General features: G+C 69.0%; 26 protein-coding genes and 1 pseudogene. 7 read left to right on the plus strand and 20 right to left on the minus strand.

The features are described 5' to 3' along the window. Positions 1-134: 134 nt before the first annotated feature. The 15 genes from E1286_RS04510 to E1286_RS04580 all read right to left on the minus strand — a co-directional run bounded on the left by E1286_RS04510 (position 135) and on the right by E1286_RS04580 (position 16,925). Positions 135-854: an SDR family NAD(P)-dependent oxidoreductase gene (locus E1286_RS04510; protein WP_223189542.1), complete on the minus strand. Its 720-nt coding sequence runs from the start codon at positions 852-854 to the stop codon at positions 135-137. Between the two features lie 458 nt (positions 855-1,312). Next, entirely contained in the window at positions 1,313-1,555 is a 243-nt protein-coding gene (locus tag E1286_RS04515) for a hypothetical protein (protein WP_132609002.1), read from the minus strand. 167 nt (positions 1,556-1,722) lie between these two features. After that, the gene (locus E1286_RS04520; protein WP_246074438.1) at positions 1,723-3,036 is read right to left on the minus strand and encodes a dihydrolipoamide acetyltransferase family protein; all 1,314 of its coding nucleotides are present in this window, start codon (positions 3,034-3,036) and stop codon (positions 1,723-1,725) included. Then, entirely contained in the window at positions 3,033-4,010 is a 978-nt protein-coding gene (locus E1286_RS04525; protein WP_132609003.1) for an alpha-ketoacid dehydrogenase subunit beta, read from the minus strand. The genes E1286_RS04520 and E1286_RS04525 overlap by 4 nt, the downstream gene beginning before the upstream one ends. Then, positions 3,998-5,062 (minus strand): thiamine pyrophosphate-dependent dehydrogenase E1 component subunit alpha, encoded by a 1,065-nt coding sequence (locus E1286_RS04530; RefSeq protein WP_132609004.1) that lies wholly within the window; start codon positions 5,060-5,062, stop codon positions 3,998-4,000. Before E1286_RS04530 ends, E1286_RS04525 begins: the two co-directional genes overlap by 13 nt. Further along, positions 5,059-6,426 (minus strand): M24 family metallopeptidase, encoded by a 1,368-nt coding sequence (locus E1286_RS04535; RefSeq protein ID WP_132609005.1) that lies wholly within the window; start codon positions 6,424-6,426, stop codon positions 5,059-5,061. Before E1286_RS04535 ends, E1286_RS04530 begins: the two co-directional genes overlap by 4 nt. A gap of 1 nt (position 6,427) precedes the next feature. After that, positions 6,428-7,429: an NAD(P)-dependent oxidoreductase gene (locus tag E1286_RS04540; protein WP_132609006.1), complete on the minus strand. Its 1,002-nt coding sequence runs from the start codon at positions 7,427-7,429 to the stop codon at positions 6,428-6,430. Then, on the minus strand, positions 7,426-8,496 hold the full coding sequence (locus tag E1286_RS04545; RefSeq protein WP_132609007.1) for a zinc-dependent alcohol dehydrogenase: 1,071 nt from the start codon (positions 8,494-8,496) through the stop codon (positions 7,426-7,428). The genes E1286_RS04540 and E1286_RS04545 overlap by 4 nt, the downstream gene beginning before the upstream one ends. Then, a complete protein-coding gene (locus tag E1286_RS04550) occupies positions 8,493-9,473 on the minus strand; it encodes a zinc-dependent alcohol dehydrogenase (RefSeq protein ID WP_132609008.1) in 981 nt (326 codons plus the stop codon). The genes E1286_RS04545 and E1286_RS04550 overlap by 4 nt, the downstream gene beginning before the upstream one ends. Next, on the minus strand, positions 9,470-10,552 hold the full coding sequence (locus E1286_RS04555) for an SDR family oxidoreductase (RefSeq protein WP_132609009.1): 1,083 nt from the start codon (positions 10,550-10,552) through the stop codon (positions 9,470-9,472). Before E1286_RS04555 ends, E1286_RS04550 begins: the two co-directional genes overlap by 4 nt. Continuing rightward, a complete protein-coding gene (locus tag E1286_RS04560; protein WP_132609010.1) occupies positions 10,549-11,007 on the minus strand; it encodes a VOC family protein in 459 nt (152 codons plus the stop codon). Before E1286_RS04560 ends, E1286_RS04555 begins: the two co-directional genes overlap by 4 nt. Before the next feature lie 19 nt (positions 11,008-11,026). After that, positions 11,027-12,091 carry an alcohol dehydrogenase catalytic domain-containing protein gene (locus tag E1286_RS04565; RefSeq protein ID WP_132609011.1) on the minus strand — a complete coding sequence of 355 codons (1,065 nt, stop codon included), beginning with the start codon at positions 12,089-12,091 and terminating at the stop codon, positions 11,027-11,029. Between the two features lie 45 nt (positions 12,092-12,136). Next, on the minus strand, positions 12,137-14,659 hold the full coding sequence (locus E1286_RS04570; protein ID WP_132609012.1) for an ATP-binding cassette domain-containing protein: 2,523 nt from the start codon (positions 14,657-14,659) through the stop codon (positions 12,137-12,139). Between the two features lie 67 nt (positions 14,660-14,726). Continuing rightward, positions 14,727-15,836 (minus strand): substrate-binding domain-containing protein, encoded by a 1,110-nt coding sequence (locus E1286_RS04575; RefSeq protein ID WP_132609013.1) that lies wholly within the window; start codon positions 15,834-15,836, stop codon positions 14,727-14,729. 75 nt (positions 15,837-15,911) lie between these two features. Then, positions 15,912-16,925, minus strand: a complete 1,014-nt coding sequence (locus E1286_RS04580) for an ABC transporter permease (protein ID WP_132609014.1) — start codon at positions 16,923-16,925, stop codon at positions 15,912-15,914. Positions 16,926-17,178: 253 nt separating this feature from the next. On the opposite strand from E1286_RS04580, the gene eboE reads away from it, so the two are divergent. From eboE to E1286_RS04595, 3 genes are read left to right on the plus strand one after another with little or no spacing between them, the layout of a single operon-like run. Then, a complete protein-coding gene (eboE, locus tag E1286_RS04585; protein ID WP_132609015.1) occupies positions 17,179-18,384 on the plus strand; it encodes a metabolite traffic protein EboE in 1,206 nt (401 codons plus the stop codon). A gap of 32 nt (positions 18,385-18,416) precedes the next feature. Next, on the plus strand, positions 18,417-19,202 hold the full coding sequence (locus tag E1286_RS04590; RefSeq protein ID WP_132609016.1) for an SDR family NAD(P)-dependent oxidoreductase: 786 nt from the start codon (positions 18,417-18,419) through the stop codon (positions 19,200-19,202). A 59-nt stretch (positions 19,203-19,261) separates the two neighbouring features. After that, on the plus strand, positions 19,262-20,035 hold the full coding sequence (locus E1286_RS04595) for a helix-turn-helix domain-containing protein (RefSeq protein ID WP_223189544.1): 774 nt from the start codon (positions 19,262-19,264) through the stop codon (positions 20,033-20,035). A gap of 440 nt (positions 20,036-20,475) precedes the next feature. On the opposite strand, the gene E1286_RS49010 is transcribed toward E1286_RS04595, so the two are convergent. After that, complete coding sequence (locus E1286_RS49010) at positions 20,476-20,721, minus strand: alpha/beta hydrolase (RefSeq protein WP_223189546.1); 246 nt, start codon at positions 20,719-20,721, stop codon at positions 20,476-20,478. Between the two features lie 182 nt (positions 20,722-20,903). On the opposite strand from E1286_RS49010, the gene E1286_RS47525 reads away from it, so the two are divergent. Next, positions 20,904-21,227, plus strand: coding sequence for a hypothetical protein (locus tag E1286_RS47525; protein WP_165969564.1), 324 nt, complete (start codon positions 20,904-20,906; stop codon positions 21,225-21,227). A gap of 173 nt (positions 21,228-21,400) precedes the next feature. On the opposite strand, the gene E1286_RS49015 is transcribed toward E1286_RS47525, so the two are convergent. Next, a complete protein-coding gene (locus E1286_RS49015; protein WP_223189548.1) occupies positions 21,401-21,592 on the minus strand; it encodes a hypothetical protein in 192 nt (63 codons plus the stop codon). Positions 21,593-21,902: 310 nt separating this feature from the next. Between E1286_RS49015 and E1286_RS47530 the strand changes: the two genes are divergently transcribed. Both E1286_RS47530 and E1286_RS04615 read left to right on the plus strand, forming a co-directional pair. After that, on the plus strand, positions 21,903-22,250 hold the full coding sequence (locus E1286_RS47530; protein ID WP_165969559.1) for a site-specific integrase: 348 nt from the start codon (positions 21,903-21,905) through the stop codon (positions 22,248-22,250). Positions 22,251-22,832: 582 nt separating this feature from the next. After that, positions 22,833-24,122: a dicarboxylate/amino acid:cation symporter gene (locus tag E1286_RS04615; RefSeq protein WP_246074439.1), complete on the plus strand. Its 1,290-nt coding sequence runs from the start codon at positions 22,833-22,835 to the stop codon at positions 24,120-24,122. A gap of 128 nt (positions 24,123-24,250) precedes the next feature. Here E1286_RS04615 and E1286_RS49020 read toward each other — a convergent pair whose 3' ends face one another. The 3 genes and pseudogenes from E1286_RS49020 to E1286_RS04630 all read right to left on the minus strand — a co-directional run bounded on the left by E1286_RS49020 (position 24,251) and on the right by E1286_RS04630 (position 25,923). Continuing rightward, positions 24,251-25,147, minus strand: coding sequence for an ABC transporter permease (locus E1286_RS49020; protein WP_223189550.1), 897 nt, complete (start codon positions 25,145-25,147; stop codon positions 24,251-24,253). A gap of 245 nt (positions 25,148-25,392) precedes the next feature. Further along, a pseudogene (locus E1286_RS51880) lies at positions 25,393-25,524 on the minus strand (ABC transporter permease); the annotation flags it as partial. A gap of 39 nt (positions 25,525-25,563) precedes the next feature. Next, entirely contained in the window at positions 25,564-25,923 is a 360-nt protein-coding gene (locus E1286_RS04630; protein ID WP_132609018.1) for a hypothetical protein, read from the minus strand. An 80-nt stretch (positions 25,924-26,003) separates the two neighbouring features. Here E1286_RS04630 and E1286_RS04635 point away from each other — a divergent pair, with 80 nt between their 5' ends. Next, on the plus strand, positions 26,004-26,438 hold the full coding sequence (locus tag E1286_RS04635; protein ID WP_132609019.1) for an alkaline phosphatase family protein: 435 nt from the start codon (positions 26,004-26,006) through the stop codon (positions 26,436-26,438). Positions 26,439-26,837 lie beyond the last annotated feature (399 nt).

Here is a 26,837-nt window from a genome sequence, read left to right on the forward strand (position 1 = left end):
TAACAGATCTGGCTGAGTCGTTCCGGTCGTTCAAGCTCGGCGTTCGCCAGCCGCCTTCGTGGGGGACGAAGACGGCTGCGAGAAGTGTCACCTCGGGCTTTTGCGGGGTCGCCGGCAAAAGCCCGAGGCACCGCTCACCAGGCGACGGGGCCAAGGCGATCGAGGAAGATCCCGGTCGGTCCGTCGGCGTCGATCGTCGCGAGCTTGACGATCGGGTCGGTGCCCTCGGTGACGGTCAGCTGGCCGGTGTGATTGTTCATGTCGGTGGCGGTGAACTTGTGGTTGGCGACTTCTCCGGGAGTCATCATGTTGAATTTGATGTTCGGGAGTGCCTGGGCGTACCGGACGGTGATCATGTTCAGCGCCGTTTTCGACGAGCTGTAGGCGAGCTCGTGGATTCTCGAGGCGGGCTGGTCCGGATCCGTCACGACCGCGAAGGTGCCGACGGCGCTGGACACCATCACGACCCGCGGATTGTCCGCCGCCTGCAGCAGGGGAAGGAACGCGTGCGTGACCCTGATCGGTCCGTACACGTTGGTGTCGTAGACGGAATGAATCTCCTCAGCCGTCGCGTCCGCGGGCGCGATGGCCCGCCCTGACGCGCCGGCGTTGTTGATCAGTACATCCAGCCGGTCGGTGTGCTTGCGGACGAGCCGCTGGGCGTTGGCCACCGACTCGTCTGATGTCACGTCCAGGGGGACCATGACCACGTTCGCGCCGTTGTCAGTCAGCTTGTCGGCAGCCGCCCGTCCTCGCCCTTCGTCGCGCGAGCCGAGAAAGATCGTCCATCCGAGCTCCCCGAGCCTCCGGGCCGCTTCGAAGCCGAGTCCTTTGTTGCCTCCGGTGATCAGCACCGAGGTCTGTTCCGAGTTCGCCATGCCCTCTTCGACGAAATACCCCGATCGGCTGTGACTCGGTGTGAGCGACCTCACAGTCGAGACCATGTGGACCGGTCGCTGGACGAGGTGTCAGCTCATGGCCCGGCGGAAGAACTCTTCGGCGCTGGTCGCGGCCTGACGCCGAGGTAGCGGTGGTTGTGGAGCGGGTCGAGCTTGCCCTTCCCGGTGGACATGACCAAGGTGTACTGCAGAAGGAGGTAGGCGAACGGGTCCGGGGTTGAGGAACCCAGGAACAGCCGTTGGCGGTAGGGTCGGGAGCTGGCGCGGTGGCGATCATGGTGGACGTAGGGCCTGGGGCCTGTCTTCCGCCGGTTTCCCGGTCGGCTGTGCTCTCCCCAGTGACCGTGGTCGCGATCGTTCCGTTTCCAGCTCCCGCCGCATCGAACCGTGCATGCCGTTCTCCAGCACACGGCTCACCGACGCCGTTCACCGCCGGTATTCAGCTTCTCCCGCCAGGGCTTGCCTGCCCTGGGCGAGACGACGATTGCAGTCAGCTTGATCAGGCCGCACTGGTCCGGCGAGCTGTAGGCGACCACGTTGATGCCGAAGCGTCGTCCGCGTTTGTGTCGCTTCCCGATGAAGATCGCCAGCCGTTGGATCGCGTAGTGCCTGACCTTGCCGACGCGGATCGTGGAGTGTCCGTACGTGAAGTACATCGCCCATCCGCAGCCGCGCGCTTGGGGCGGAACCCGAAGCTGCACGGCAGGAAGCCCACCTCGAAGACCGGCTCAAGCACGATTTTCAAAGCGGCCTGCACGACCCGATCCCGAACTGCGGAGATCGAGCGTGTGTTGCAGGGCACGCACCTTATCCAAGGGAGTCTTCAGCAGGGCGGCGGGACTAGGGTCGCGGCCTCTGTGATGCCCAGGCTGTGGAGCCACGATTGATCGGGGCTCTCAAGCCGCCCCTTCACGGACACGAGGTAGCGGGCGGCGTCCGCACCGTCCACCAGTCGATGGTCGTAGGTCAGGGACAGATAGGCCATCGAGCGGATCGCGATCAGCTCGTCGCCGTCATCGCCGTGCAGAACCACAGGCCGACGCGTCACGGAACCGAGGCCGAGGATCGCCGACTGGGGCGCGTTGAGGATGGGCGTGTCGAACAGCGCCCCCCGGCTACCGGTATTGGTGATGGTGAAGGAGCCGCCCGCGAGGTCGTCGGCGGTCGCCGAACCGTCCCGGGATCGGGCCGCGAGGTGAGCGATGTGACGGGCGAGCGCCCCGACGGTGAGGTCCTCGGCGCCTCGGATGACCGGGACGACCAGTCCGTCATCGGTGTCCACGGCGATCCCGAGGTCCACCCGGCGAAGGTAGGTGACCGTTCCGGCGGCGAGGTCCAGCTCCGCGTTGATCACCGGGTGATCGGCGAGGGCACGTACGGCTGCCTCGGCCACGAACGGGAACACGGACAGGGAGACGCCGTATCTGCTGCGGAACCCGTGCTTCGCCGCCTCGCGGATCTTGACGACGTGTGTGAGGTCAACCTCGATCACTGTGGTCAGTTGAGCCGACTCCTGGAGCGACCGGTGCATGCGTTCGGCGATGACCTTGCGCCGCCGGGAGAGCCGCTCGACCCGGCCACGTGCGTTGGACGCCCCGGCGTGTGGAGTTCCCGGAAGGGGCGGGCGGCTGCTGACCGCGCCAGGATGTGACTGCGCCGGGATGGACGCCCGCTCGGCCGCTTCGCGCACGTCGGCGACGGTGGCCCGTCCGTGCGGTCCCGATCGCCGTACCACCGTGAGGTCGACGCCGTGTTCGCGGGCGAGCCGGCGCACCCGGGGACTGTCCCGGTGCCGATGAGGGCGCGCCGCCGGCGTCGCGACCCCGTGGGGACGCGGTGCGGAGCCTGGCCCGCTGAGAGCCGTGACCGGCGGTGACCCGGGGTCCTCGGCGGCGGCGATGTCTGCGAGGAGCGCGAGGACGGTGCCGACGGGTACGGTCATGCCCTCGGGCACCAGGATCCGCCGGAGTACCCCGTCCGCCGGGGCGACCACCTCCGTGTCGACCTTGTCGGTGGACACCTCGAGCAGCGGATCGTCCGCGGCGACCGGCGCACCCTCCGTGCACAGCCAGCGCGTCACGGTGCCCTCGGCGACCGTCTCGCCGAGCTGCGGCATGGTGATGTCGATGTCGCTCACGCCTGCATCGCCTTCTCGATCTCGGCCACGATCCGGTCCACCGACGGGATGACGAGGTCCTCCAGCGAGTCGGCGGAGGGCAGCGGGACATGCGGTGTGGTGATCCGCACGATCGGTCCGTCGAGGTCCCAGAAGGCCTCGTCCCCGACGATCGACGCGACCTCGGCGCCCCAGCCCAGTGCCCGGGGGTTCTCCTCGACGGTGAACAGCCGGCCGGTACGGGCGACCGATTCCAGGATCGTCCGGGCGTCCAGCGGGATGAGCGAGCGCACGTCGATGACTTCGCAGCTGATGCCCCGGCCGGCGAGCCGCTCGGCGGCCTCCATGGCCCGGGGCACCATCAGCCCGAGTGCGGCGATGGTGGCGTGGTCGCCCCGGCGGCGGATCTTGGCCGTGCCCAGCACGTCCTCGACGGTGCCGTCGGGGACGTCGCCCTTGCTGGCGTAGAGCCCCTTGTGCTCGAAGAACAGCACCGGGTCGTCGCTGCGCACCGCGGCGGCCATCAGCCCCACGACGTCCTCGGGGCACGACGGGGTGACGACCTTGAGCCCCGGCACCGCCATGGCCCAGTTCTCGATCGACTGGGAGTGCTGGGCGCCGAAGCGGAGTCCTCCGCCGTTGCCGCTCTTCACCACCAGCGGGATCGTGACCTGCCCGTTGGTCATGTAGCGGGTCTTCGCCATCTGGTTGACGACGATGTCCCAGCAGACGGCGAAGAAGTCGGAGAACATGATCTCCGCGATCGGCCGCAGACCGGTCATCGCGGCGCCCATGGCGGCGCCGAGGATGGCCTGCTCGGAGATCGGGGTGTCGATGACGCGGCGCGGCCCGAACTGCTCCAGGAGCCCGACGGTGGTCTTGAACACGCCTCCCGCCCCGGCGATGTCCTCCCCGATGAGGACCACGCGCTCGTCCCGTCTCATCTCCTGCGCGATTCCGCGGGCCACCGCCTCGCGGTAGGTCAGTTGCGCCACGAACTTCCTCCATCCGCCCACACGTCGGTGTACGCCGATGCCGGAACCGGCATCGGACCGTTCTTGGCCGCCTCGGTCGCCGCGTCGACGGCTCGGCCGACCTGTCTCTCGATCTCGTCCAGCTCCGCGGACGGGACGCCGAGCCGTTCCAGCCGGCCGCGATAGATCTTCAACGGGTCGTAAGCCAGCCAGGCCTCCAGCTCGCCCGGAGGCTTGTACTTGCCCGGGTCGGCCCGGGAGTGGCCGCCGTGGCGGTAGGTCAGCGCCTCGATCAGGACCGGGCCGCGGCCGGAACGGGCGTGTTCCAGCGTGTCGCGCGCGGCCAGATAGCAGGCGTCGGCGTCGTTGCCGTCCACGACCACCGGTTCGAGACCGTAGGCACCCGCCCGGTCGGCGGCCGGGCGGGGCACCGCGGTGATGTCGGAGATGGCGGTGTACTCCATGTACAGGTTGTTCTCGCAGACGAACACCACCGGCAGGGCGAAGACCGCCGCGTAGTTGAGCGCCTCGTGGAAGGCGCCGATGTTGGTGGTGCCGTCGCCGAAGAAGCAGACCGCGACCTGGCCGCTCCCGCGGTACTGCGCGGACCACGCCGCCCCGTTGGCGATGGTGAGGTGCGCACCGATGATCGCGTACGAGCCCATCACCCCGTGCTCGACGCTGGTGAGGTGCATGGATCCGCCCTTGCCGCCGAGCAGCCCGTTGGCGCGGCCCAGCAACTCGGCCAAGACGCCTTCCATCGCCACTCCGCGGGCCAGGGTGTGCGCGTGGCCCCGGTACGTCGCGAACGTGTAGTCGTCCTCGCGCATCGCCGTGCCGAACCCGGCGGCCACCGCCTCCATGCCCAGCGAGAGATGGGTGGTGCCCTTGACCAGGTTCTGCATGAACATGTCGTAGGCGCGCTTCTCGAACTGGCGTAGCTCGTGCAGGCGCCGGTACATCAGCAGCCGGACGTCCCGGTCGATGGGCGCGGCGTCGTGGGTTGTCTGGCTGTCCGGCGGCAGCACGATAGCGTGCCCACCGTACTGGTGCCGTTCGAGGGGCAGCGTCATGCCCGGCCTCCCGGCGTGTTCAGGTGCGACTGCGACTCCCGCGTGGTGGGCAGCATCCCGCCGGTCGTGTAGTACGGCCGGCCGGCGACGAGCAGGTCCTCGGCGGGGAACTTCGTGATCACCTCGCACCCGTCGGCGGTCACGACGATCTCCTCCTCGATGCGGGCCGCCGACCAGCCGTCCTTGGCGGGCCAGTACGTCTCCAGGGCGAAGACCATGCCCTCCTCCAGGGTCTCGGGATGTTCCAGGGACACGAGCCGGCTGAAGATCGGCTTTTCCCAGATGGACAGTCCGACGCCGTGGCCGTACTGGAGGCCGAACGCGGCCTCCTCGCCGGCGAAGCCGAACTCCTGCGCGGTGGGCCACACCGAGACGATGTCGGCGGTGGTGGCACCGGGCTTCACCAGGGCGATCGCCTGGTCGATGTACTCGCGGCAGATCTTGTAGGCGTCCCGCTGGGCGGGTGAGGCGCTGCCGACCGCGAAGGTCCGGTAGTAGCAGGTCCGGTAGCCCATATGGCTGTGCAGGATGTCGAAGAACGCGGGGTCTCCGGGCCGGATGAAGCGGTCGGAGTAGACGTGCGGATGCGGCGAGCACCGCTCCCCGCTGATCGCGTTGACGCCCTCGACGAACTCCGACCCCATGTCGTAGAGCACCTTGCTGACCAGTCCCACGGTCTCGTTCTCGCGGACTCCCGGCCGCAGGAACTCGTAGAGCCGGTCGTAGGCGGCGTCGACCATGGAGGCGGCCTGGGTGAGCAGCCCGATCTCGTCCTTGGTCTTGATCCGGCGCGCCTCGAGGAAGACCTGCTGGCCGTCGACGACCTGGATGCCGGCCCGCTGCAGCGCGGCGAGGATCGGCAGCTCGATGACGTCGACGCCGAGCGGCTCGCCGAGCAGCCCGTGCCGGTCCAGCTCAATCCTGATCTTGTTGGCCACGTCCTCGGCGATGCCGGCCTGTGGGTGGAAGGCGCCACGCAGGGTGGAGATGCCGGCTCGGGCGCCGCCCGTTTGCGTGTCCGCGCCGTGGTGCGGGCCGTGGACGGCGTCGGGCGACTCCAGCGCGGCGTGCCCGAGCCACGGGTTGTACAGCTGGTGGTGCCTGGCCGCCGAGCCGAAGTCCCAGATGATCGGTTCGGCGCCCCGGACCAGCAGGGCGAAACGGATCAGCTTGTCGTTGGCCCAGGTGCCGATATGGGTGGCCGTCATGTACCGGATGTTGGGGAAGTCGAACGCGAGCACCGCGCCCAGCGATGAGCGGTCCAGCTCGGCGCGTAGCCGGGCAAGGCGCTCGGTACGCAGCCGGTCGAGGTCCAGCCGCTGTTCCCAGTCGACGGCGTTCATTCCGTAAGTGGCGATTCCCACGTTATTTCCTTTCGGTTGCGCGGCCGGGAGCACCTTTTCCTGCCGCGGCGGAGTGGCCGGCGCGACCGGCCGTGCCCGAGTGGCCGGCGCGACCGGCCGTGCCCGAGTGGCCGGCCCGGCCGGCCGTGGCCGCGAACCAGGCCGCCATCGCGGCCATGTCCCTGGTGCCGAAGCCGTCGTCGAGCGCGTGCTCATGGAGCTCGAAAGCACGCCGTACCACGGACTCCTGGAGGCCCGCGTCGTCGCCGGCGGTGACCGCGAGGCCGAGATCCTTGGTGGCGGTGCCCAGATCGAAGGCGACCTGGGTGCCGGCCGGGTCGGTGAAGGCGGGCCTCTTGTAGTCGAGGAAGCGGTTCCACAGCACGCCGGCGGCGAGGACGTCGAAGAAGGAGTCGGCGGAGACACCGGAGGCGCGGGCGGTGACCAGGCACTCGGACAGGGCGGTGCTGAACGTGTGCAGCAGTGCGTTCACCGCGACCTTGGCTGCTGCGCCGGCCCCGGTGGGCCCCACGTGCACCACGGTGCCGAGTGCCGCCAGCACCGGTCGCGCCGCGTGGATCACGGCCGGGTCGCCGCCGGCCATCAGTCCGAGCCGGCCCTCGCGGGCTACGGCGGTGCTGCCGCTCACCGGACAGTCGAGGAAGCGCATGCCCGCGGCGGCGCACAGTTCTGCGGCCTCGCGTGCCGCGTGCACGCCGATGGTGGAGCAGTCCACGACGATCGTGCCCTCGCGGACGCCGGCCAGGACGCCGTCGTCGCGGGCGAGCGTACGAAGCACCGCCTGGCCGTCCGTCAGCATGGTGATCACGACGTCGGCGTCCTTGCCCGCCAGCGCCGGCGTCGGAGCCACCTCGGCGCCGGTGCGCCCCGCGGTGGCGACGGCGCGTTCCGCCGTCCTGTTCCAGATGGTGACCGGGAAGCCCTGCCGGGTGAGGACGCCGACCATCTCGGCGCCCATCCGGCCGGTGCCGCAGAAGGCGACCCGCAGTAGCCGCTCGCTCATGATGGCCCAGCCTGGGTGTCCACGAGGAGCTTGCCCCGGGCGGCTCCCTCGGCCATCGGGATGAGGGCGTCCTCGACGATCCGATCGAGGGGGACGACGCGCTCGACGAGGAGCGAGGCGAGATCGCGCCGGGCGAGCAGGTCGAGGGCGGCCGGAAGGTTCCGGTCGCACACGTGGGCGACGGTGGTCATGACGTCGATCTCACGGAGGATGAGGTCGGCCGCCGCGAACGAGACCGCCCCCTTGGGCAGGCCGACGAGGAGGATCGTGCCGCCGCGCCGGGTCAGCCGCTGCACCAGGGAGAGGCCGTCGCGCACGCCGCTCGCCTCGATGGTGACGTCGGCCAGCGCCGAGCCGGTGAGATCGCGTACCACCTGCAGCGGGTCGCCTGAAGACGCGTTGACCGTCACGTCGGCGCCGAGCCTCGCGGCGGTCTCCAGCCTGCCGTCGTCGATGTCCACGGCGACGATCGCGCCGGCGCGGGCGGCCTGCAGACCGGCGATGATGAATGACCCGATGGCGCCGGCACCGTGCACAACCACCACGTCACCGGGCCGGACCCGGCTACGGTCCAGGGCGTGCAGCCCGACCGCGAGAGGCTGGGCGAGCGCGGCGTTGTCGTCGGACACGTGCGGCGCGATGGGGTGCAGCATCACCTCGGGCACCGTGACCTGCCGGGTGAGCGCACCGTCGGCGGACAGTCCGTAGGTCCAGTACGACCGGCAGAGGTTGGTCTGACCGCGCCGGCACCAGTCACAGCCTCCGCACCAGACACCGGCGCCGGCCGCCACCCTGTCACCGATGGTGAACCGGTCGCTGCCCGGCCCCGTGCTCTCCACGACGCCGATGAACTCGTGGCCGAGTACTACCGGCCCGAGCGCGCCGGAGCCCGGGTGGCGGCTCTTCAGCGGGGTCATGATCGGACCGGCGGCGTACTCGCTGGCGTCGGTGCCGCAGAGCCCGGCGCGGGTGACCCGCAGGCGTACCTCTCCCGGCTCGGGGGCGGGGGCGTCGGGGCGCTCTTCTATGCGGACGTCCCCGGCGGCGTGCAGGACCGCGGCCTTCATGAGCGCGCGCCGTTCTCGATGTGCACCTTGACGTTGCGATCGGTACGGCGTGCGGCGTCGTACGCCTCCGTTGCCCGCTCCAGGGGGAACCTGCTGGTGATCATCGGCGTCAGGTCGAGACCGGACCGGGCGAGGAAACGCAGGGTGTCCTGCCACACGCCGGGCGAGCCGATGGTGCCGCGGATCTGCAACTGCTTCGACTGGATGAGCCCCAGCTTGGCCGTGGCGCTGCGGCCGACGTCGATGCCGATGTTGACCAGGCGGCCGTTGAAGCCGGCGACCTCCAGCGTCGCCGCCATCGCGGCCGGCTGGCCGGATGCCTCCATGACGACGCTCGCGCCCCGCCCGCCGGTGAGGTCGAGGATCTGCTCGGCGAAGCCGGCGGAGGTGGGGTCGAGCACGTCCTCCGCGCCGAGCCGCCGGGCCAGGCTGCCGCGGGCGGCGTCGGGCTCGGCGGCGATGACCCGGGCGCCGAGCGTGGCGGCGACCGCGACGCAGCTCAGGCCGATGGGCCCGGCGCCGAAGACGACGACGGTGTCGCTCGCGTTGACGTTGCCTGCCCGCATGGCGGCGAAGTACGCGCAGCTGAACGGTTCCACGAGCGCTGCCTGGCTGTCGGTGAGCTCGTCGGGCACCTTGTGCAGCCACTCCGGCCGGACCACGAAGTATTCGGCCGCGGCTCCCGAGATGGAGAATCCGAAGTGGTCCATGCCGATCACGCACTCTCCGAGGACCCGGTCGCCGGTGGCGAACCCGGTCACGTTCCGGCCGACCTCGGCGACCTCGCCCGACCACTCGTGGCCGGGGATGATCGGGTACTCGAAGGGGATGATGTAGCGCCCTTCCAACAGCTCGAAGTCCGAGTGGCAGATCCCGACAGACCGCAGTGCGACCAGGATCTCGTCGTCGCCGATCTTCGGTATCTCGATGTCGGCCAGCGTCAGCTTGCCGGCGTCCTGAAACTGAAGGGCCTTCATGACGGCCTCACCTCCGAGGGGATGACTCGTTCCTTGCGCAGCCGGTCGAAGAGGTCGAGGAACGACCGGCTGCTGTCCTGGACCCTGGTGAAGCCGGCCTGCCGGCTCTTGGCCATGTCGGCGTAGGTCTCGACCGTCCGGCCGAGGTCGCTGTCGGTGTGCCACCACGACACCAGGCGGTCGACGTCGGGCTCGACGAGTCGCTCCCGCTCGGCGATCCGCCGCCAGATGACGGCGGCGTCGTCCATCCGGCCGTCGAGCGGTGTCGGGTGCCCCGGATAGGGGGCGGCCTCGACGCCGAGACCGGAGGCCACCACTTTCCACATCTCGCGCCACTGGAACGTGTCGCCGTTGGTGACGTTGAACGCCTCGTTCCGTGCCGCGGGCGTGGTCGCGGCCCAGGCCAGGTGCTCGGCGAGGAGCCGGGCGTCGGTGATGTCGGTGGTGCCCTCGTACTGCTCGGGGGAGCCGGGGAAGACGAACGGGATGCCCGTCTCGCGGGCGATCGTGCCGTAGACGGCGAGCGTGACGCCCATGTTCATGGCGTTGCCGAGCGTGTATCCGATGACGGTGTGCGGGCGGTGCACCGACCAGCCGAACCCGAACCGGTCCGCGGCCTCCCAGAGGATGTCCTCCTGGGTGTAGTAGAAGTTCTCGTGGTCCAGCCGCGGCTGGCTCTCGCGGAACGGCGGCCTGGCCGGGTTCCGCGCGTAGGCCTCGAACGGGCCGAGGTAGTGCTTGAGGCCGGTGACCAGGCAGACGTGCTCCAGCGTCCCGGTACTGCCCGCGGCGTCCAGGACGTTGCGCAACATCGTCCCGTTGACCACGATGTTCTCGGCCTCGGTGTTCCTGCGCGACCAGGTGCAGTAGAAGAGGTGCGTCGCCCGTACCTCCCGGGCCACCCGCAGCACCGAGTCCGGGTCGAGGATGTCGGCGCTCGCGTGCCGCACCCCCTCGCTCTCCATGGCGTTCCTGCGCGACAGTCCGGTGACCGCCCAGCCGGCTCGCGCCAGGTGCTCGGCGGTGTTGCGGCCGGTGAGTCCGGTGGCGCCGATGACCAGCGCTCTGCGCCCGCTCACGGGTGCTCCTTCCCGTCCGGGGTCTGGAACAGCTCGAGGGTGATGCCGTCGGGGTCCTTGAGGTAGACGAACGAGCAGCCTTCGAGCGGCCCGTCCTCGATGAGCAGCGGCGGGGCGAGGCACTCGACGCCCTTGCCCAGCAGGTCCCGGTAGGCGGCCTGCAGGTCGGGGACGTCGATGCACACGTGCGCGGTGCCGACGTCGGCGTTCGACCGGGTGAACGTCTCCTCGCGGTCGTTGTCGTAGCAGAGCAGCTCGATCACGCTGCCGCCGAAGCGGAGGAACGCGAACCGGAGGTACGCGCCGGGCACTCCCAAGGCCTGCGACAGGCCGGGCCCCGACCCGTGGGCGACAAACTCGGGCTTCACCCCGAAGATGCGCTCGTACCAGGCCAGTGACGCCTCCAGGTCGCGCACCGTGATGCCGACGTGGTGCATGTCGCCGAATGAGCTCATGCGGCTTTCCTTTCTCGGGTCACGAACCCGACCGGACGAGGACTTTGAGCTGGTCGCCCTGCGGGTCGACCAGCGTGTCGAAGCCCTTGGCGACGACGTCGCCGAGGGAGATCTGGGCGGTGACGGCCTTGCCGACCGGGTACGCGCCGGAGGCGATCATGCGGATGATCCGCGGCCAGTCGGTCATCCTCCAGCACCAGCTGCCGTAGAGCGTGAGGTCCTTCTCCGACAGCGCCATCGCGTCGAGGGTGGCGGGCCGAGTGTGCAGCCCGGTCTGCACGATCGAGGCCCGCTTCCTGGTCTGCCGCACGCAGGAGGCGAGACCCGGAGTGCTGCCGGAACACTCGACGGCCAGGTCCACGCCGTCGCCGTCGGTCAGCTCCGCCACGAGCACGTCGAGCTCCTCGGTGGCCGGGTCCACCACAGGGCCGATGTCGAGGGAGGCGGCCAGCGCGGAGCGATTCTTGTTGGGCTCGGAGATGATGACCGTCGACGCTCCGACGGCGCGGGCGTACATCGCGGACAGGATGCCGATCGGCCCGGCACCGGTGACCAGCACGATGTCACCGCCGGTGACCCCGGCGCGATCGACACCGTAGGCGGCGACCGCGGCCGGTTCGATGACCGCGCCCTCGACGTCGGACACCTCGTCGGGAAGCTTGGCGACCTGGTACTCCTTGACCAGGGCGTACTCGGCGAGCCCGCCCGTCTCGGCGCTGAGGCCGGTGCAGGCGAACCGTACGCACAGGTGCCCCTGACCGCGGCGGCAGTAGCGGCAGCGCCCGCACACGATGGCCGGCATGATCGAGACCCGGTCGCCGACGGCGACGTCGCGGACGGCGGCGCCCACGGCGGCGACCCTGGCCGAGAACTCGTGCCCCAGAGTCTGCGGCAGCGTGGCGCCGGTCAGCGGGTGCGGTGCGACGGGGGTGACGATCGGCCCCACGGAGTACTCATGCAGGTCAGTCCCGCAGATGCCGCAGTAGGCCACCTCGACGAGCACATCGTCGGGCTCCTTGACCTGCGGCTCGGCGACCTGCTCCACGCGGATGTCATGCTGTCCGTAGTAGCGCGCTGCTCGCACGTTCTGTCCTTTCATCGGCGGCGGGTACGCCGAGTTTTCACGAGGTCAACGGGTGGCGCTCTCGGCCGTGCGGCCGGTGCCGCGCGCCTGGCTGTACACGAGGGCGGCGATCACGATCAGGGCCCCCTGGAAGAGGTACTGCCAGGTCTGTGACAGGCCGAGGAACGTGGTGGCGTTGAGGAGTTGGACGATGAGGCCGGTGCCCAGGACGGTGCCGACGAAGGTACCGCGGCCGCCCAGCAGGCTGGTCCCGCCGAGCACGACCGCGGCGATGCTGTTGAGGGTGTAGCTGACCCCCTGGGCCGGGTCGCCGATGCCGAGCTGAGCCAGCAGGATGAGCGCTCCCAGGAAGGCGAAGAGCGAGACCACGACGTAACCGGCGATGATCGTACGGGTGGAGCGCACGCCGAGCCGGCGGGCGGACTCCTCGTCGGAGCCGACCGCTCGGATGTTGCGCCCCCATCGGGTGGTGCGGAGCAGGAACTCCATACCGAAGGCGAGAACGACCAGCACGATGAAGGCGATGGGGACCGGGCCGATCGTCAGGGTGATGACGTCGGTCACGGCTGTGCTGATCAGCCCACCGGGAGTGTCGCGCAGCAGATAGCTGAATCCCTGCAGCGCGATGTAGGTCGCCAAGGTCGCGGCCACCGGGGTGAACTTGCCGAACCTGATCAAGGACCCGTTCACCAGGCCGGTCGAGGCCGCGAGCGCTGCCATGAGCACCAGTCCGAGCACCAGCATCTGCCCGGAGTGGCCGTCGGTGAAGAAGAACGACCCGACCACCACCAGGAACCCGGACAAAGGGCCGACGGACAGATCGATGCCGCCGGTCATCAGCGCGACCGTCTGGCCGAGCGCGATGAAGCCCAGGGCGCTGACCAGGAGCATCACCGACGTGACGTTGAAGGGCAGCAGGTAGCGGTCGTTCTGGGCGTAGATGTAGGCGCCGAGGAGGAGCATCACCCCGGCCAGGATCAGGACGGGGGTGTAGTCGCCCTCCAGCCGGCGCCGCCATACCGGGCTGAGTCGGCTTCCGGTGGTCCGGTGCTCCTCGGCGCGCTTGTGGGCCGTCGATTCGATCGCGGCCCGGATCATCCGCTCCTCGGTGACCTCGTCCCCGGCCAGCTCTGCCACGACGTGGCCCCGGGACAGCACGATGACCCGGTCGCAGAGCCCCTCCAGCTCCTTGGCGTCGGAGGACGCGACGACGACCGGCACCCCGCTGCCGGAGACCTCGCGCAGGATGCGGTAGATCTCCGCGCGTGCCCCCACGTCGACGCCCTGCGTGGGCTCGTCGGCCAGCAGGATGTCCGGCTTGCCGAGCAGCGACCGGGCCATGACGACCTTCTGCTGGTTACCACCGGACAGGCTGGTGACGGGCGTCTCCAGCGTCGCGGCCTTCACGTTGAGCCCGGCCAGTTCGGCTCCGACGACCGCGACCTCCCTTCGGCGGCTCACGAACCGGCCCGCGCCGAGCCGGTCGAGCGCCGTCAGCGCGGCGTTCTCCCGCACCGACATGGACATCATCAGTCCCTCGTGGTGCCGGTCGGCCGGCATGTACGCCGAGGAGCGGTGCAATCGCCGGCGGTTGACCCGCCTGCCGCCGATGACGATGCCGCCGCTGTGCCATGCTGCGAGACCGGCCAGCGCCCGGAGCAGCTCGCTCTGACCGTTGCCGAGGACCCCGGCGACGCCGATGATCTCACCCTGCCGGGCGGTGAACGAGACGTCGGAGAACCCGTCCCCGGACAACCCTTCGACCGTGAGCACCGGCGGCTCGTCACCGGAGGTGTGCTGCTTCGCGGGGAAGGTGTACTCCAGCCGCCTTCCGACGATCATGGCGAGCAGTTCTTCATCGGTGACGTCGCCGACGACGGCGGTGCCGCTGTGGTGCCCGTCGCGCAGCACGGTGACCCGGTCGGCCAGCTCACGGACCTCTGCCAGCCGGTGCGTGATGTAAACCACGGCGGTGCCCTGCCGAGCCGCCGAGCGTACGAGGTCGAACAGCAGCCCGACGGAGTCGCGGTCGAGGGGGGCGGTGGGCTCGTCGAGGATGAGCAGCCGCGGCTCCACGGCCATCGCCTTGGCCAGTTCCAGCAGATGCTTCTGGGCGATGCTGAGATTGCCCACCCGGTCCTGCAGGTGTGCGGTGCAACCGACCCGGTCGAGAATGCCGCGCATCGCGGCGCGGCGGTCACCGTGGAGGAAGCGTTCCGGCACCGCCACGGCGATGTTCTCCGCGACTGTCATGTCGGGGAGGACCGCGGGGTGCTGGTGCACGATCGCGATGCCCATCCTGGTCGCCAGGCCGGGGGTGAGCTCGTCGACCGTCTCTCCGAGGACCGTGATGGTGCCTCGGTCCGGGATGACGGTGCCGGAGGCGACACCCATGAGGGTGGACTTGCCGGCGCCGTTCTCGCCGAGCAGTGCGTGCACTTCGCCGGGCAGGACCTCGAGGGACACGTCGGTCAGTGCGGCGACCGCGGCGTAGGACTTGGAGATGCCCTGCAGCGCCATCGTCGGCGGTGCCGCGGTCAGCGCCGTCTCCTGAGACTGGTTGATCATCACATCGTCCTTGGGAGGTGCTCGATCTCGATCGTTCCGGTGGCTCCTGGGGTGGCGTCCGGCGCCACTACTTGACGACCGCTGCCTGGTCGGCGCCTGACATCTCGGCGGAGAGGTAGATGTCGTCGGGCAGGTCGCGTTCGCATTGGACCGGCTTGTCCTCCGAGGTGGAGTCCTCGAACACCAGCGACGGGAAGGTGGAAGAGTCGGGGATCTGGCCGCCGGTGGCCCTGGCGACCGCGTGCTGGACGGCCAGCCGCGAGTGGTCGATCTGGGTCGAGACCGTGAACAGCTTGAAGTCGGGGTTCTTGGCCTTGTGCTCTTCCCAGAAGCATGAGAGCACGTTGCCGTCGGACGTGGCGATCGCCGGGATGGAACGTCCGCTCTGCTCGAACACCGGAAGCGCGCCGACCAGGGACGGACCGAAGTCGGAGATGATGACGTCGATCTGCGCGTTCTGAGCGATCGCGGAGGTCAGCACCTTCTGCGTTTCGGCGGGGTCCCAGTTGGTGACCTCGAACGGCTGCTCGCCGATGAACTTGTACCGGCTGTCGGTGCCGAGCACCGAGCGCAGTCCCTCGGCCTCGTCCCGCCCCTGGCTGTTCCCGGGAGGGCCGCTGAGAAAGAGGACATTGCCGCCGTCCGGGAGGATCTTTTTGATCCACTCGCCCCAGTTACGTCCGTCGTTGGCGAACTTGGTGTCCACGAACACGTCGTAGTCCTCGCCGGCCTTGCCACCCGGGGCGACACGGTAGGGCACGGTGACCACACCGGCGTTGTAGGCGCTGCGCAACGCCGGGAGCATGGCCTCGCCCGCGTCCGGGAAGACGACGAGGGCGTTGACGCCTTTGGCGACCATGCCCTGGATGTCGGCGATCGCCTTCTGGGTGTTGCCCTGGCCGTCGGCGTACTCGAAGCTGGTGATGCTCGGACACTTGGCGGCCTCCTCTTTCGCGGAGGCGGTGCTGACCAGCCGCCAGCTGTTGCCACCGAAGCCGTCGGCCAGGCCGAGGGCGGCCTTCTTGCTGCCGCACCATGCGGGGGCGTTGCCGTTGCCACCGGCGACGGTCTCCGATGCGGAGCCGGCATCCGAGGCGCCGCATCCGGCGAGGGCGAGGCCGAGCGCTCCGGCGGCGACGGTGGCGAGGAATCTGGAACGGCGGATGGGACGGTTCATGGACGTGATCCCTTTCTGAGGGGCTTGCCGTTGCGCCCGGCGTGGCGGGCGAGGGCCCGGCGACGCGTGGATCGGTCAGGCCGTGGCGGCCGTTCGCCGCCCGGCGAACCTGCGTCGCACCGCGGCCCAGTCGACGGTGTAGAGAGCGACACCGACGGTGAGGGCGGCTGCCTCGACCAGCGTGCGGATGGCGAAGGAGACGCCGAGGGCGAGGACGAACTGCTCGAGTTGGCTGAGAAAGACGGCCGCGATGGCGGTGGGCACGAGGAAGCCACGGCCTCCGAGGAGCGAGGTGCCGCCGAGGACCACCGCGGCGACGGAGGGCAGCAGGTAGGCGTCGCCCTGGAAGGCGGTGGGCTGGGCGATGATCCCCGCGAGCAGGACGCCGGCCAGCCAGTAGAGGACCTGCGCCCAGATATAGGCGGCGGCGCGATACCGCGTGACCGGCAGGCCGGTGGCGGCCGCGGCCGCGGGGTTGGCGCCGATGGCCTCGAAGCGCCGGCCGCCGACAGTGGTCTTCATGACCATGGCGGCGAGGGCGACCACGACGACTCCGAAGTAGACGGAGTGCGGAATGCCGAAGGTGACACCGCCGGCCACCTCGCGCAGCAACTGGGTGGTACGCCGGGGGGACCCACCGGAGATACCGAGCACCACGGCGTACATCAGGGCGTTGACACCGAGGGTGGCGACGATGGGGTTGAGCCGCCGCCAGCCGATCAGGAGCCCGTTGACGATTCCGAAACCGATGGCGACGGCCAGCCCGAAGACCAGTGCGCCGAGGAGCTTGTCGTCGTCCCCGGCCGGCTGATGGGTGGTGATGACGACCGCGAGGGACACGGCGCCGGGTACCGACAGGTCGATCCCGCCCTGCTGCACCACCAGGGTCTGCCCGACGGCCGCGATGGCGAGGACGGCCGCGAACGGCAGCATTCCGAGGAGCGCGCTGTGGTCGACGCTGGTCGGCGCCAGGACGGCGCCGACGGCGAAGAGCAGGATCACGGCGATGCTGACCGTCAGCAAGCCCCGGGAAAGGCGGAAGCCCGGTCCGGGAGTGATCGCGCTGCGTTCGGATGCCTGGAGGGCCATGCTCACACCTCACAGTCCTACGGGGGCCGAGTGACGGCCGCCACATGTTTCGTAGGAATGTACATTGTGCGCTTACGCTTAACAAGACCCTAACATCGGGTCTTCAGCGCTGGCATTTCGCCATGGTTGTTCACTTATACAGAACACTCCTGGGCAGTGAACCTTGACTGGCCGTCCATGGTCGTTCACTATGACTGATCACGGTCTCGGGCGACGACACGTCCCCGCAAGCTTCCCGCGAAGGGACACCATCATGAAGATCAGCGACCGTCTGGGGCATCTCACCTACTCCACGCTGGTCCATCCCGGCGACACCTGGGCCGAGATGCGGGCGAGCGTCGCCGCCCACGTGCCCGCGGTGAAGAGGCGGGTTTCCCCCGGCTCTGCGATGGGGCTGTCGCTGCGGCTTTCCGGCGCATCGGTGGCGGCTCTGCGGGCGGATCCCGCCGAGCGCGCCGACTTCCTCGGCTTCCTGCGCCAGGAGGAGCTGTACGTCTACACGGTCAACGCGTTCCCGCACGGACCGTTCAAGGGGCGCTCCGTCATGGAGCAGGTGTACGAGCCCGACTGGACGACTCAGGAACGGGCGACCTACACGATGGGCGTCGCCGACGTCCTGGTGGACATCACCGAAGCCGGCGTGGAGCCGTCCATCCAGACCGCTCCACTGGCCTTCCGTCCCCATGTCACCGGTCCGGGATACGTCGCGGCGTTCACCGCCAACCTGCTCCGGGTGGTCGCCCACCTGGCCGTACTGGAGCGGCGGACCGGTCGCCGGGTGAAGCTCGCGCTGGAGCCGGAGCCGTTCTGCTTCCTCGAGACCACCGAGGAGACGGTGCGCTACTTCGAGGAGCAGGTCTTCTCCCGGTCGGGCACCGAGGAGTTCGCGCGGCTGGCCTACGTCCCGATGTCGGAGGCCATCGGCCTGATCCGCAGGCACCTGGGCGTGGTCTTCGACATAGGCCACCAGTCGGTGGAGTTCGAGGACATCCCCGCTGCGCTGGAGTCACTGCTGGCGGCCGGTATCCCGATCTTCAAGCTGCAGCAGGCGGCGGCGCTGTGGATCCCCGAGGTCACCAGTGAGGCGGTGAAGGCGCTGGAGCAGTTCACCGACACGATCTACCTGAGTCAGACCACCGAGCGTCGCGAGGGACGACTGACCCGCTTCCTCAACCTCGGTGACGCCATCGCGTCGTGGAACGCGGACCCGGGCGGCACACGGGAATGGCGGACCCACTTCCACGTGCCCGTCTTCCTCGACGAGGTCGGTGGTTTCGCGACAACCCGGTCGAACATCGAGGCAGCCCTGGCTCTGCACCGGCGCACACCCCTCTCCGATCACCTTGAGATCGAGACCTACACCTGGGACGTACTCCCGGAACACCTCAAGACCGGCGACATCAATGAGTACGTCAGCCGCGAGATCGAATGGGTACGCGACGCACTCGGCGCACGCTGACCACCCCAACGACGACGAGCAAAGGAGGACCGATGTCCGCAAGAGTGCAGGGCAAGAGCATCATCATCACCGGGGCGGGAAGCGGCATGGGGCGGGTCTTCGCCCTGGGGCTGGCCCGTGAAGGAGCGACCGTGGGCGTCCTCGACCTGCGCAAGGACGCCGCCGAGGCGGTGTGCGCAGAACTACGCGATGAAGGGCTGACGGGGATCCCGCTGGCCGCGGACGTGAGCAGGCGCGACCAGGTGATCGCAGCCTTCGACGCTTTCGTCGAGGAGACCGGCCGGCTGGACGTGCTGTTCAACAACGCCGGATTCAACGAGCCGATGCACCTGATGGACGTGACCGAGGAGAACTGGCGCGCCATCATGGACGTCAACGCGATGGGCACGCTCATCGGCATCCAGGAGGGGGCACGCCGGATGATCCCCCACCGGCAGGGAAAGATCGTGAACACCTCCTCCATCGCCGGCCGGCAGGGCTACCCGTCGTTCGCGCCCTACTGCGCGAGCAAGTTCGCCGTCAACGCGCTGACCCAGGCGGCCGCCCGCGCGCTGGCCGAACACGACATCACCTGCAACGCCTTCGCGCCAGGCGTCGTGGACACTCCACTGTGGACTAAGCTCGATCAGGATCTGATGGACATCGGCGACGCCGAGAGGCCAGGTCAGGCGATGGCCGACTTCGCCGCGGGCATCCTCAGAGGCCGGGTCGCCACCGGCGAGGACATCCTGGGAACGGCGTTGTTTCTGGCCTCCGCGGACTCCGACTACCTGACTGGGCAGGTCATCATGGTTGACGGGGGCATGGTGCTGGTCTGAGCCCCACACGAAGAGCCATCGGACCGCCCGCCATCCGTCGCCATGAGCAAGGAGCACTCTTGACTTCTCCCTCTTCACCGCAGACTTCTGACGACGCCACCGCCGTCAACCTCGGGCTCCGGCTGCGGATGGCGCGTCGGAAGTCAGGGTTGTCACTGCGCGAACTGGCGCGCCGGCTCAGTGTCTCGCCGTCCTTTCTGTCCCAGATCGAGAACGGCAAGTCGCAGCCTTCGGTGGCGACGTTGTATTCCATGGCGCAGATGCTCAATGTGTCCGTCGACCATCTCTTCGAAAGCGAGGAGGCACCGATGGAGTACGACAGCGAGATGACCGACGAGGCCCCGGACGCCGCGGCCGAGCCCGACGAGGAACGGGACGCCGTACCCGGCATCTCGCCTCTGCTCCGCCCAGAGGACGCCGAGGAGACTCCGGAGCGCGGTCCAGATGCAGGCTCCGCGCGAGGGCTGTGGGAGGACACCAAGCGCACGGCCCGCCTGTCGGTGACCTCGCCGGGAAACCGGACCCGGCTCGTCATGGACACCGGTGTCATCTGGGAACAGCTGGCCACCAACACCGCGCACCAGCTGGACTTCATCGAGATCATCTACCCGCCGGGCGCCAGCTCGACCAGCGACGAGCGCATGCTGCGCCACAACGGCTTCGAATACGGCTACCTTCTCGAGGGGGAACTCGAGGTGACCTTCGGGTTCGACACGTTCACTCTGTCCGCCGGCCAGTCGCTCGGCCTGAACTCCACCGTCCCTCACCTGTTCCGCAACCGCGGCACAGTCCCGGCCAGGGGCATCTGGTTCGTGCACCACGAGCACGACTGACAGCGCCGCCGAAGAGTCAGTGTCATGCGTGGTGGTCAATGACGATCTCGGGTTGCATGTTAGGCGTACGCGCTGCCGGCGCCTGGACGCTGAGACGCGTTGCCGCGATGGAGCATCAGGCCCCGGCAAGCCGGGCGTTGCCCCGGAGATCCGTACCCGGCCGCTCCTGCTGTTCGAGCACACCCTCCACGGGTTATCTGTTCCAGCGCCTGAGCCCTGAGCGCGAGGTCTGAAAGGAGAGAGGGCTGGAGGTACCGCACTGACCCGGCCGAGTCGGCCATGCTCGGGGGCACTTCAGGTTGGTGCGGAAGAACGTGGTCAGCTTGCCGAAGGGGATGAGGGGTGACGCGGTCATAGAGATCCACGTGGTCAGCGCCGGGAACGATCGCCAGTTCCTTGGCGTCACCGGCCAGCCGGTAGGCCTCTTCGCTGAACTCCCGCTAATGCGCGTTCTCGCCCGTGATGAACAGCATCGGGCGGGGTGAGATCGTCTCGATGTCGGCGAACGGGTGAAAGTTCATGAACTTGACGTTACTCGTGAGCGTCGGGTGCGTCGTGGTGTTCGGGCTGTAGCCCCTGGCAGTGCGGTAGAAGTCGTAGAGCTCCCGCTCGACCGCGGTGGAGTTGTCATTCAGCTGTTCGGGCGTCCCGCTGGTGTATGCGGTCGGGCCGCCCGCGAACTCCACATCGCGCTGCTGGGCTACCTGGTTGAGGATGTCCTTACGCTGCTGGAGGGTGAGCGACTTGCGGAGCCCTGGAGTTGACCCGGTTCGGTGGACACCTGATCTCTGGGGAACCCTGGTTCCCGGAAGGAGTTCACAGTGCCGAACAACTATCCGCCGGAGTTTCGCCGGCAGATGGTGCACTGGTGCGCGCGGGACGGTCGCCGGAGGAGCTCGCCAAAGAGTTCCAGCCCTCCGCGCAGTCGATCCGTGTCTGGGTGCGCCAGGCCGACCTTGATGACGGCCGCCGCCAAGACGGCCTGACCAGCGCCGAGAAAGACGAACTGGCCAGACTGCGCCGCGAGGTCAAGATCGTCCGCGAGGAGAAAGAGATCTTGCGGAAGGCCGCCTTAGATTCAGACGATCAACGCAACGCTGCTAGTGGATGGGTGGATCGTGGCTCGGATGGGTCGGCCGGGAATGTCGGACGCGATGAAAGAAGACTTGTGGCGGCGGTGGCGCGCCGGTGACTCCATCAGCGTGATCTCCCGGGCACTGGGCAAGCCCCCGGGGTCTGTTTTCACGGTGCTGAAGCACCATGGCGGCATCGCGCCGGCCGAGCGGGTGCGCCGACCCCGGCACCTTCAGAGGAGGCCAGGACGTAACACCTTCGCGTCCTCCGGTACGCCGCCGGAGGGTCGGCTCAGGGGGTGAATGCCGCTGCGCCAACGGCTCGACCAGGGCTCCGGCCTGGCACCCACCAGCGTTCCCAGCGCAGAATCTCTTCGCGCGGGATACGGCGGGCGGGCTTGAAGTCGGTGCCGATCGTGTAGGCCAGCGGAATGAACGCCGCCAGCATCACGTCGTCGTGAGGTACGCGCAGCACCTGGGCCAATTCGCGTTCGAGTGGTCCCTGCGGGCGTCCAGACGGTGCCCAGGCCACGCGCGCGGGCGGCCAGCATGAAGCTCCACACGGCGGGCAAGATGGATCCCCAGGCGCCGGCTTGCACGGTCACCGGGGCGCGGTCGGTAAGCCCTTCCACGCCAGGGATGACGAAGGCGGGCACCGGTGAATGTTCTCGGCCAGGTGGCGGAGGCCGTCGAAGACCCGCTCGGTGGAGCCGGGATGATAGGCCATCCGCCAATGATCGCGCTCGCTCAGGGGCTGGCCGTTGGCCAGGGACAGAGCACGCCGGAAGATGTCGGTGCGGACGCATCCGGTGGTGTGGACCGCTCGCCGGGAGGCGGCCTGGCGGCACGGAGGAGAGCGACCGCCGGTGGCGGTGTGGACGATCGAGCAGTTGGCCGCCTTCCTGCGCTTCGCGTGGGAGGACCCGCGGCGCGAGCTGACCGTGGCACACCAGCTGGTGCACACCGATGATGGGCTGGTCCTGTGTGAGCCGAAGAGTGAGGCCAGCCGGCGAACTTTGGCACTCGATCCGGAGAGCGTGCGGTTGCTGTGCCGCCAAGGGCGTGCGCAGCGTCGGCTGTCGGGGGAGCGCTGGTCACCGACCGGCCCGATCTTCACCCTGAGGAGCGGGGCGGTGGTGTAGCCGAGCTATCTCACGCACCGCTTCCACAAGCCGGTGCGTGCCAGCGGGCTGCCGCCGGTCCTGTTGCACGACCTGCGTCAGGGAGCTCCGACGCTGGCGCTGGCGTCAGGCACGGAGTTGAGTGTCGGTGCTGCCGCAGCTGTACCACGACAGCGCGAAGGCGACGGCCCGGCTGGTGCTCAAGGCCGTGCGGGCGACCAACCGGAAGATCGGCAAGGCGCGAGCGGAGGCCTGACTCACATGTGGCTCACCGTTACTCACGATCAGATGACGCGACTACAGATCCGCGTAAAGCCGCAGATGGGCGTGGTAGGGCGGGTGGGACTTGAACCCACGACCCACGGATTATGATCCCCCACCATTTCCTACCGGGAAAGCCTTGATTCGCGACGTAGATCGCTCTTATAGTCGGAATACCGACCCATTCGTACGACTTGCTCGCCCTGTGAGGTCTATCGTCCTGTCTGTGTGGCTTGTTTGAGCGGCTCCCTCTGTCACTGATCGCGCTCTGACGTAGCGCTCGATCCCCACCCCTTCTCGCATGTCCTATCGGGTATGCCTCCTTTCGGAGCCTTCCTCATCGTGAAGAGATTCTCTTTCTCCCTGCAGTTGCTGCTGGGCCTGGTCCTGGGAGTCGCCCTCGGCTTCGCCGCCCGCATCTGGGACGTTGCTTGGCTGGCTACGACCCTCACCGAAGTCGGCGCGATCTTCGTCCAGCTGCTCAAGCTGGCGGTGCCGCCGCTGGTGTTCACCGCCGTTGTGGTCAGCGTCGCCAACCTCCGCAACGTCAACGGCGCGGCCAGACTCGCGAGCAAGACGCTGTTCTGGTTCCTGGCCACCGCGCTGATCGCCGTCATCGTCGGCATCGGCATCGGCCTGATCCTCAACCCCGGCCAGGGCGTCACCCTGAGCACGGCGGGCGCGAAGGCGCCCGAGCACGTCGGATCCTGGGTCGACTTCCTCACCGGCATCATCCCGACGAACATCGTCACGGCGTTCACCGAACTCAACGTCCTCCAGATCGTCTTCCTGGGGATCGTGCTCGGCGCGGCGGCCATCGCGATCGGCGAGAAGGCTGAGCCGTTCCTCAACTTCAGCCGCTCCATCCTCGAACTGGTCCAGAAGGCGCTGTGGTGGGTCATCCGCCTGGCTCCCATCGGGACCGCCGGCCTGATCGGCAAGTCGGTCGCCACGTATGGGTGGGACTTGCTCGCGCCGCTGGCCAAGCTCAGCCTCGGCGTCTACGTCGGCTGCTTCATCGTCCTGCTGGCCGTCTACCCGACGCTGCTCTCGCTGGTCGGCAAGGTCAATCCGATCACGTTCTTCCGCAACGCGTGGCCCGCGATCGAGCTGGCCTTCGTCTCCCGCTCGTCGGTCGGCACGCTGCCGCTGACGCAGAAGGTCACGATCGAGCGTCTGGGAGTCGACCGCGACTACGCTTCCTTCGCCGTGCCGTTCGGTGCGACCACCAAGATGGACGGTTGCGCCTCGATCTACCCGGCGCTGGCGGCGATCTTCGTGGCGCAAGTGTTCGACATCCCGCTGGGCGTCGGCGAGTACCTGCTCATCGCGTTCGTCTCCGTGGTCGGCTCGGCCGCGACGGCCGGTCTGACCGGCGCGATTGTCATGCTCACACTGACTCTGAGCACGCTGGGTCTGCCGCTCGAGGGCGTCGGCCTGCTGCTCGCCATCGACCCGATCCTTGACATGATCCGCACCGCGACCAACGTCGCGGGGCAGATCGTGGTGCCGGTCCTCGTCGCCCGCGGCGAAGGCCGTATCGACGAGGCGGTGCTCAACGCTCCCCCGCAGCCGCTCGACGAGCCTCCGGTGAGCGCGCCGCGCCCTTCCGGCGAACCGGCGATCGCATAACCTTCTCACTCGGATAAGCAGAGGGGACAGCCCACGCAAGGGCCGCCCCTCTGCTCGTGTTCTAGCAGGCGATGCCGGCCAGGCGCGCTGGGAGAGGCATGCGCTGCCCCCCAGCACCCCGCCGACCCTCATCGGACGCCGCTTGGCGCGCTCGCCGGCCGCGCCACCGCACCGGAGGCCCGGCCGCGTACACAGTCCAGCGGCACCGGGTAAACGAGTTCGGCGGCAGCCACGCCCAGCGCGACGCCGTCCAGAAGACCCTGCTGGAGGGCGCCCTGCGGGCCGGCCGCCGCGCCCTGGCGCGGGTGCTGGTGAGCGAGCGGATCAGCGTGCGGCCGTCGAGCCCGTTCAACTGGCTCAAGCACGCCGCCCTCAGCGTGAGTCTCGGGAATCGCGCTGCGGCCGCAACCGCGCACGCCAAGGTGGCCGAGCTTCGCGCCTGAACGAGCATGCCGCGGCCGCTCACCCGTGGGCTCGCACCCTCGGGTCGAGCAACGGGTACAGCAGGTCCACCAGCAGGTTGGCGGCGGCGAAGACCGCCGCGCCGAAGAGCACGATCCCCTGGACCAGCCGCGCCGAAGAGCACGATCCCCTGGACCAGCCGCGCCGAAGAGCACGATCCCCTGGACCAGCGGCAAGTCCTGCGCGCTGACCGCCTGTGCCGACAGCCGGCCCAGGCCCTGGCGGGAGAAGACCGTCTCGGCCACCACCGACCCGGTCAGCAGCCCTCCGACCAGCAGCCCGGCCATGGTCAGAGCGGGCGGCGCGGCGTTGCGCAGCGCGTGCCCCACCACGACGCGCAGCGCCGAGGCGCCCTTCGCTCTGGCGGTGTCGATGTACGGCTCCCGCAGGCTCTCGCGCAGGCTCTGCCCCAGCACGTGCGCCACCACTGCCGCGGCCGGCAGCGCCCGCGTGACCGCGGGCAGCACCACACCGGGCAGGCCCGCGCCGCCCGTGGCAGGGAACCAGCGCCACCTGAAGGAGAACTGCTGCAGCAACAGCAGCCCGATCCAGAACGACGGCACCGCGACCCTAGCGGCGGCAGTGCGGCGACCGCCTGCCACCGCCCGCGTGCGAGCCCCACCGCCAGCGCCAGTGCCACGCCCAGCAGGCCGAGCGCCAGCCCCGCCCCGGCCACCTCGGCGGGCTGGGGCACCGCCGCGCCGATCAGCTCCGTGACCGGCCGCCGGTACTGGATCGACTCCCCGAACTCGCCGCGGACCACCTCGCCCAGCCGGGCCAGGTACTGCACGGCCAGCAGCCGGTCCAGCCCCAGATCGGCGCGCATCGCGGCGAGCTCGGCGGGGCTGAGCCTGGAGCCCGGCCCGGCCAACACGCTCACGGGGTCTGCCGGCAGCCCGAACATCACGAAGAACGTCACCGTGTACGCGGCCCACAACACGAAGACGGCCTGGCCTGCGCGCCTCAGCAGATAGCCGGATCACCACTCGTCCAGCGACCGGCTCGGGAGCTCCTTGCGCAGCACCGGCGCGATGTCGGTGAAGAGCAGCTCCAGCGTCGCCCGGTAGTCCTCTTCGGCCAGAATCTCACCGTCCACGTGGATGTGCATGACCTCGTGCCCAAAGAGGCGGTGCTGCTCGGAGACCTTCTCGATGATCTGCTGCGGGCTGCCGACCAGCACCGAGCTGTTCGCGATCCAGTCCTCGACGGTGTCGTACTTGATCGAGCCCCGGTCGTAGCGCTTGTTGACCTTCAGCCTGGCCTCGAACACCGGCCGGTACTTGGCCGCTGCCGCCTGCGAGTCGCAGTGCCCGAAGTAGCCCGCGGTGCCCGCACCCACCAGTGCCCGTGGCGGGGTCGTGGCCGTAGGCGGCGTACCGCTCGCGGTAGTGGTCGATCAGCGCCGCGAACGGGCCGGGCGTGCGATCCGGCGTGCGCGACGACCGGCTGGTCTATCAGGCGAGCATCTTCCCCACGCTCTGCGCGCTCACCGGCGTGCCAATGCCGTCCACAGTAGAGTTCCCCAGCCTGATCGAATCCGGGGACGACGATCCGGCCTTTCTGGCGTACCGGCACCTGCAGCGCGGGTTGCGGACCCGGAGGTGGTCACTGATCGCGTACGCGCCGGCGCGCCGGATCCAGCTCTTCGACCTGATCGCCGACCCCTGGCAGACCCGGGATCTGGCGGCAGACCCGGCGTATGGCGACACCCTCCGTCGGCTGCTGGCGGCGCTGCGCCGCCGCCAGGGCGAGTTGGACGACCCGAGCGGCGGATGGGTCGACCAGATCGACGAGTCGTGGCACCGGCCGGAGGACTCCGCCGCAGGGCGTACCCAGCGTCGCCGGTTGCAGTAGCCAGAAGGGTGTCGATCAGCGGGCGGCGGTGAGAAGGGCGCGCACGCCGGCGTGCCAGAAGCCGTAAGGGCCGGTCTCGAAGCGAGTTCGGCCCCCTTCTGTGCATCCAGCCCTCTCACATGGTGAGACATTGCTTGACTTCCGCATTACCTACCTGAAATATGGGGAATGTGCCGAATCTGATCCTGACCGCCCGGCGCGTGATCGACTTCATGCTCGTGGACAGCAGCCTCTGTTAGCGCACGGTGATCCCTCTCGCGCATCGCCGCGCTGGAGACGTCTCCGGTCGCCCGAGATCAAGGGCGTCTCATCGTGTTCGGTGGCCGCACGCCGCCGGTTTCAGCCTGTTGCTTCCTCCCACTATTAGGGGCTCGTCATCGTCATGTGGAAATCTCGTCG

The organism is Nonomuraea terrae (assembly GCF_004348995.1).
GTDB lineage: Bacteria > Actinomycetota > Actinomycetes > Streptosporangiales > Streptosporangiaceae > Nonomuraea > Nonomuraea terrae.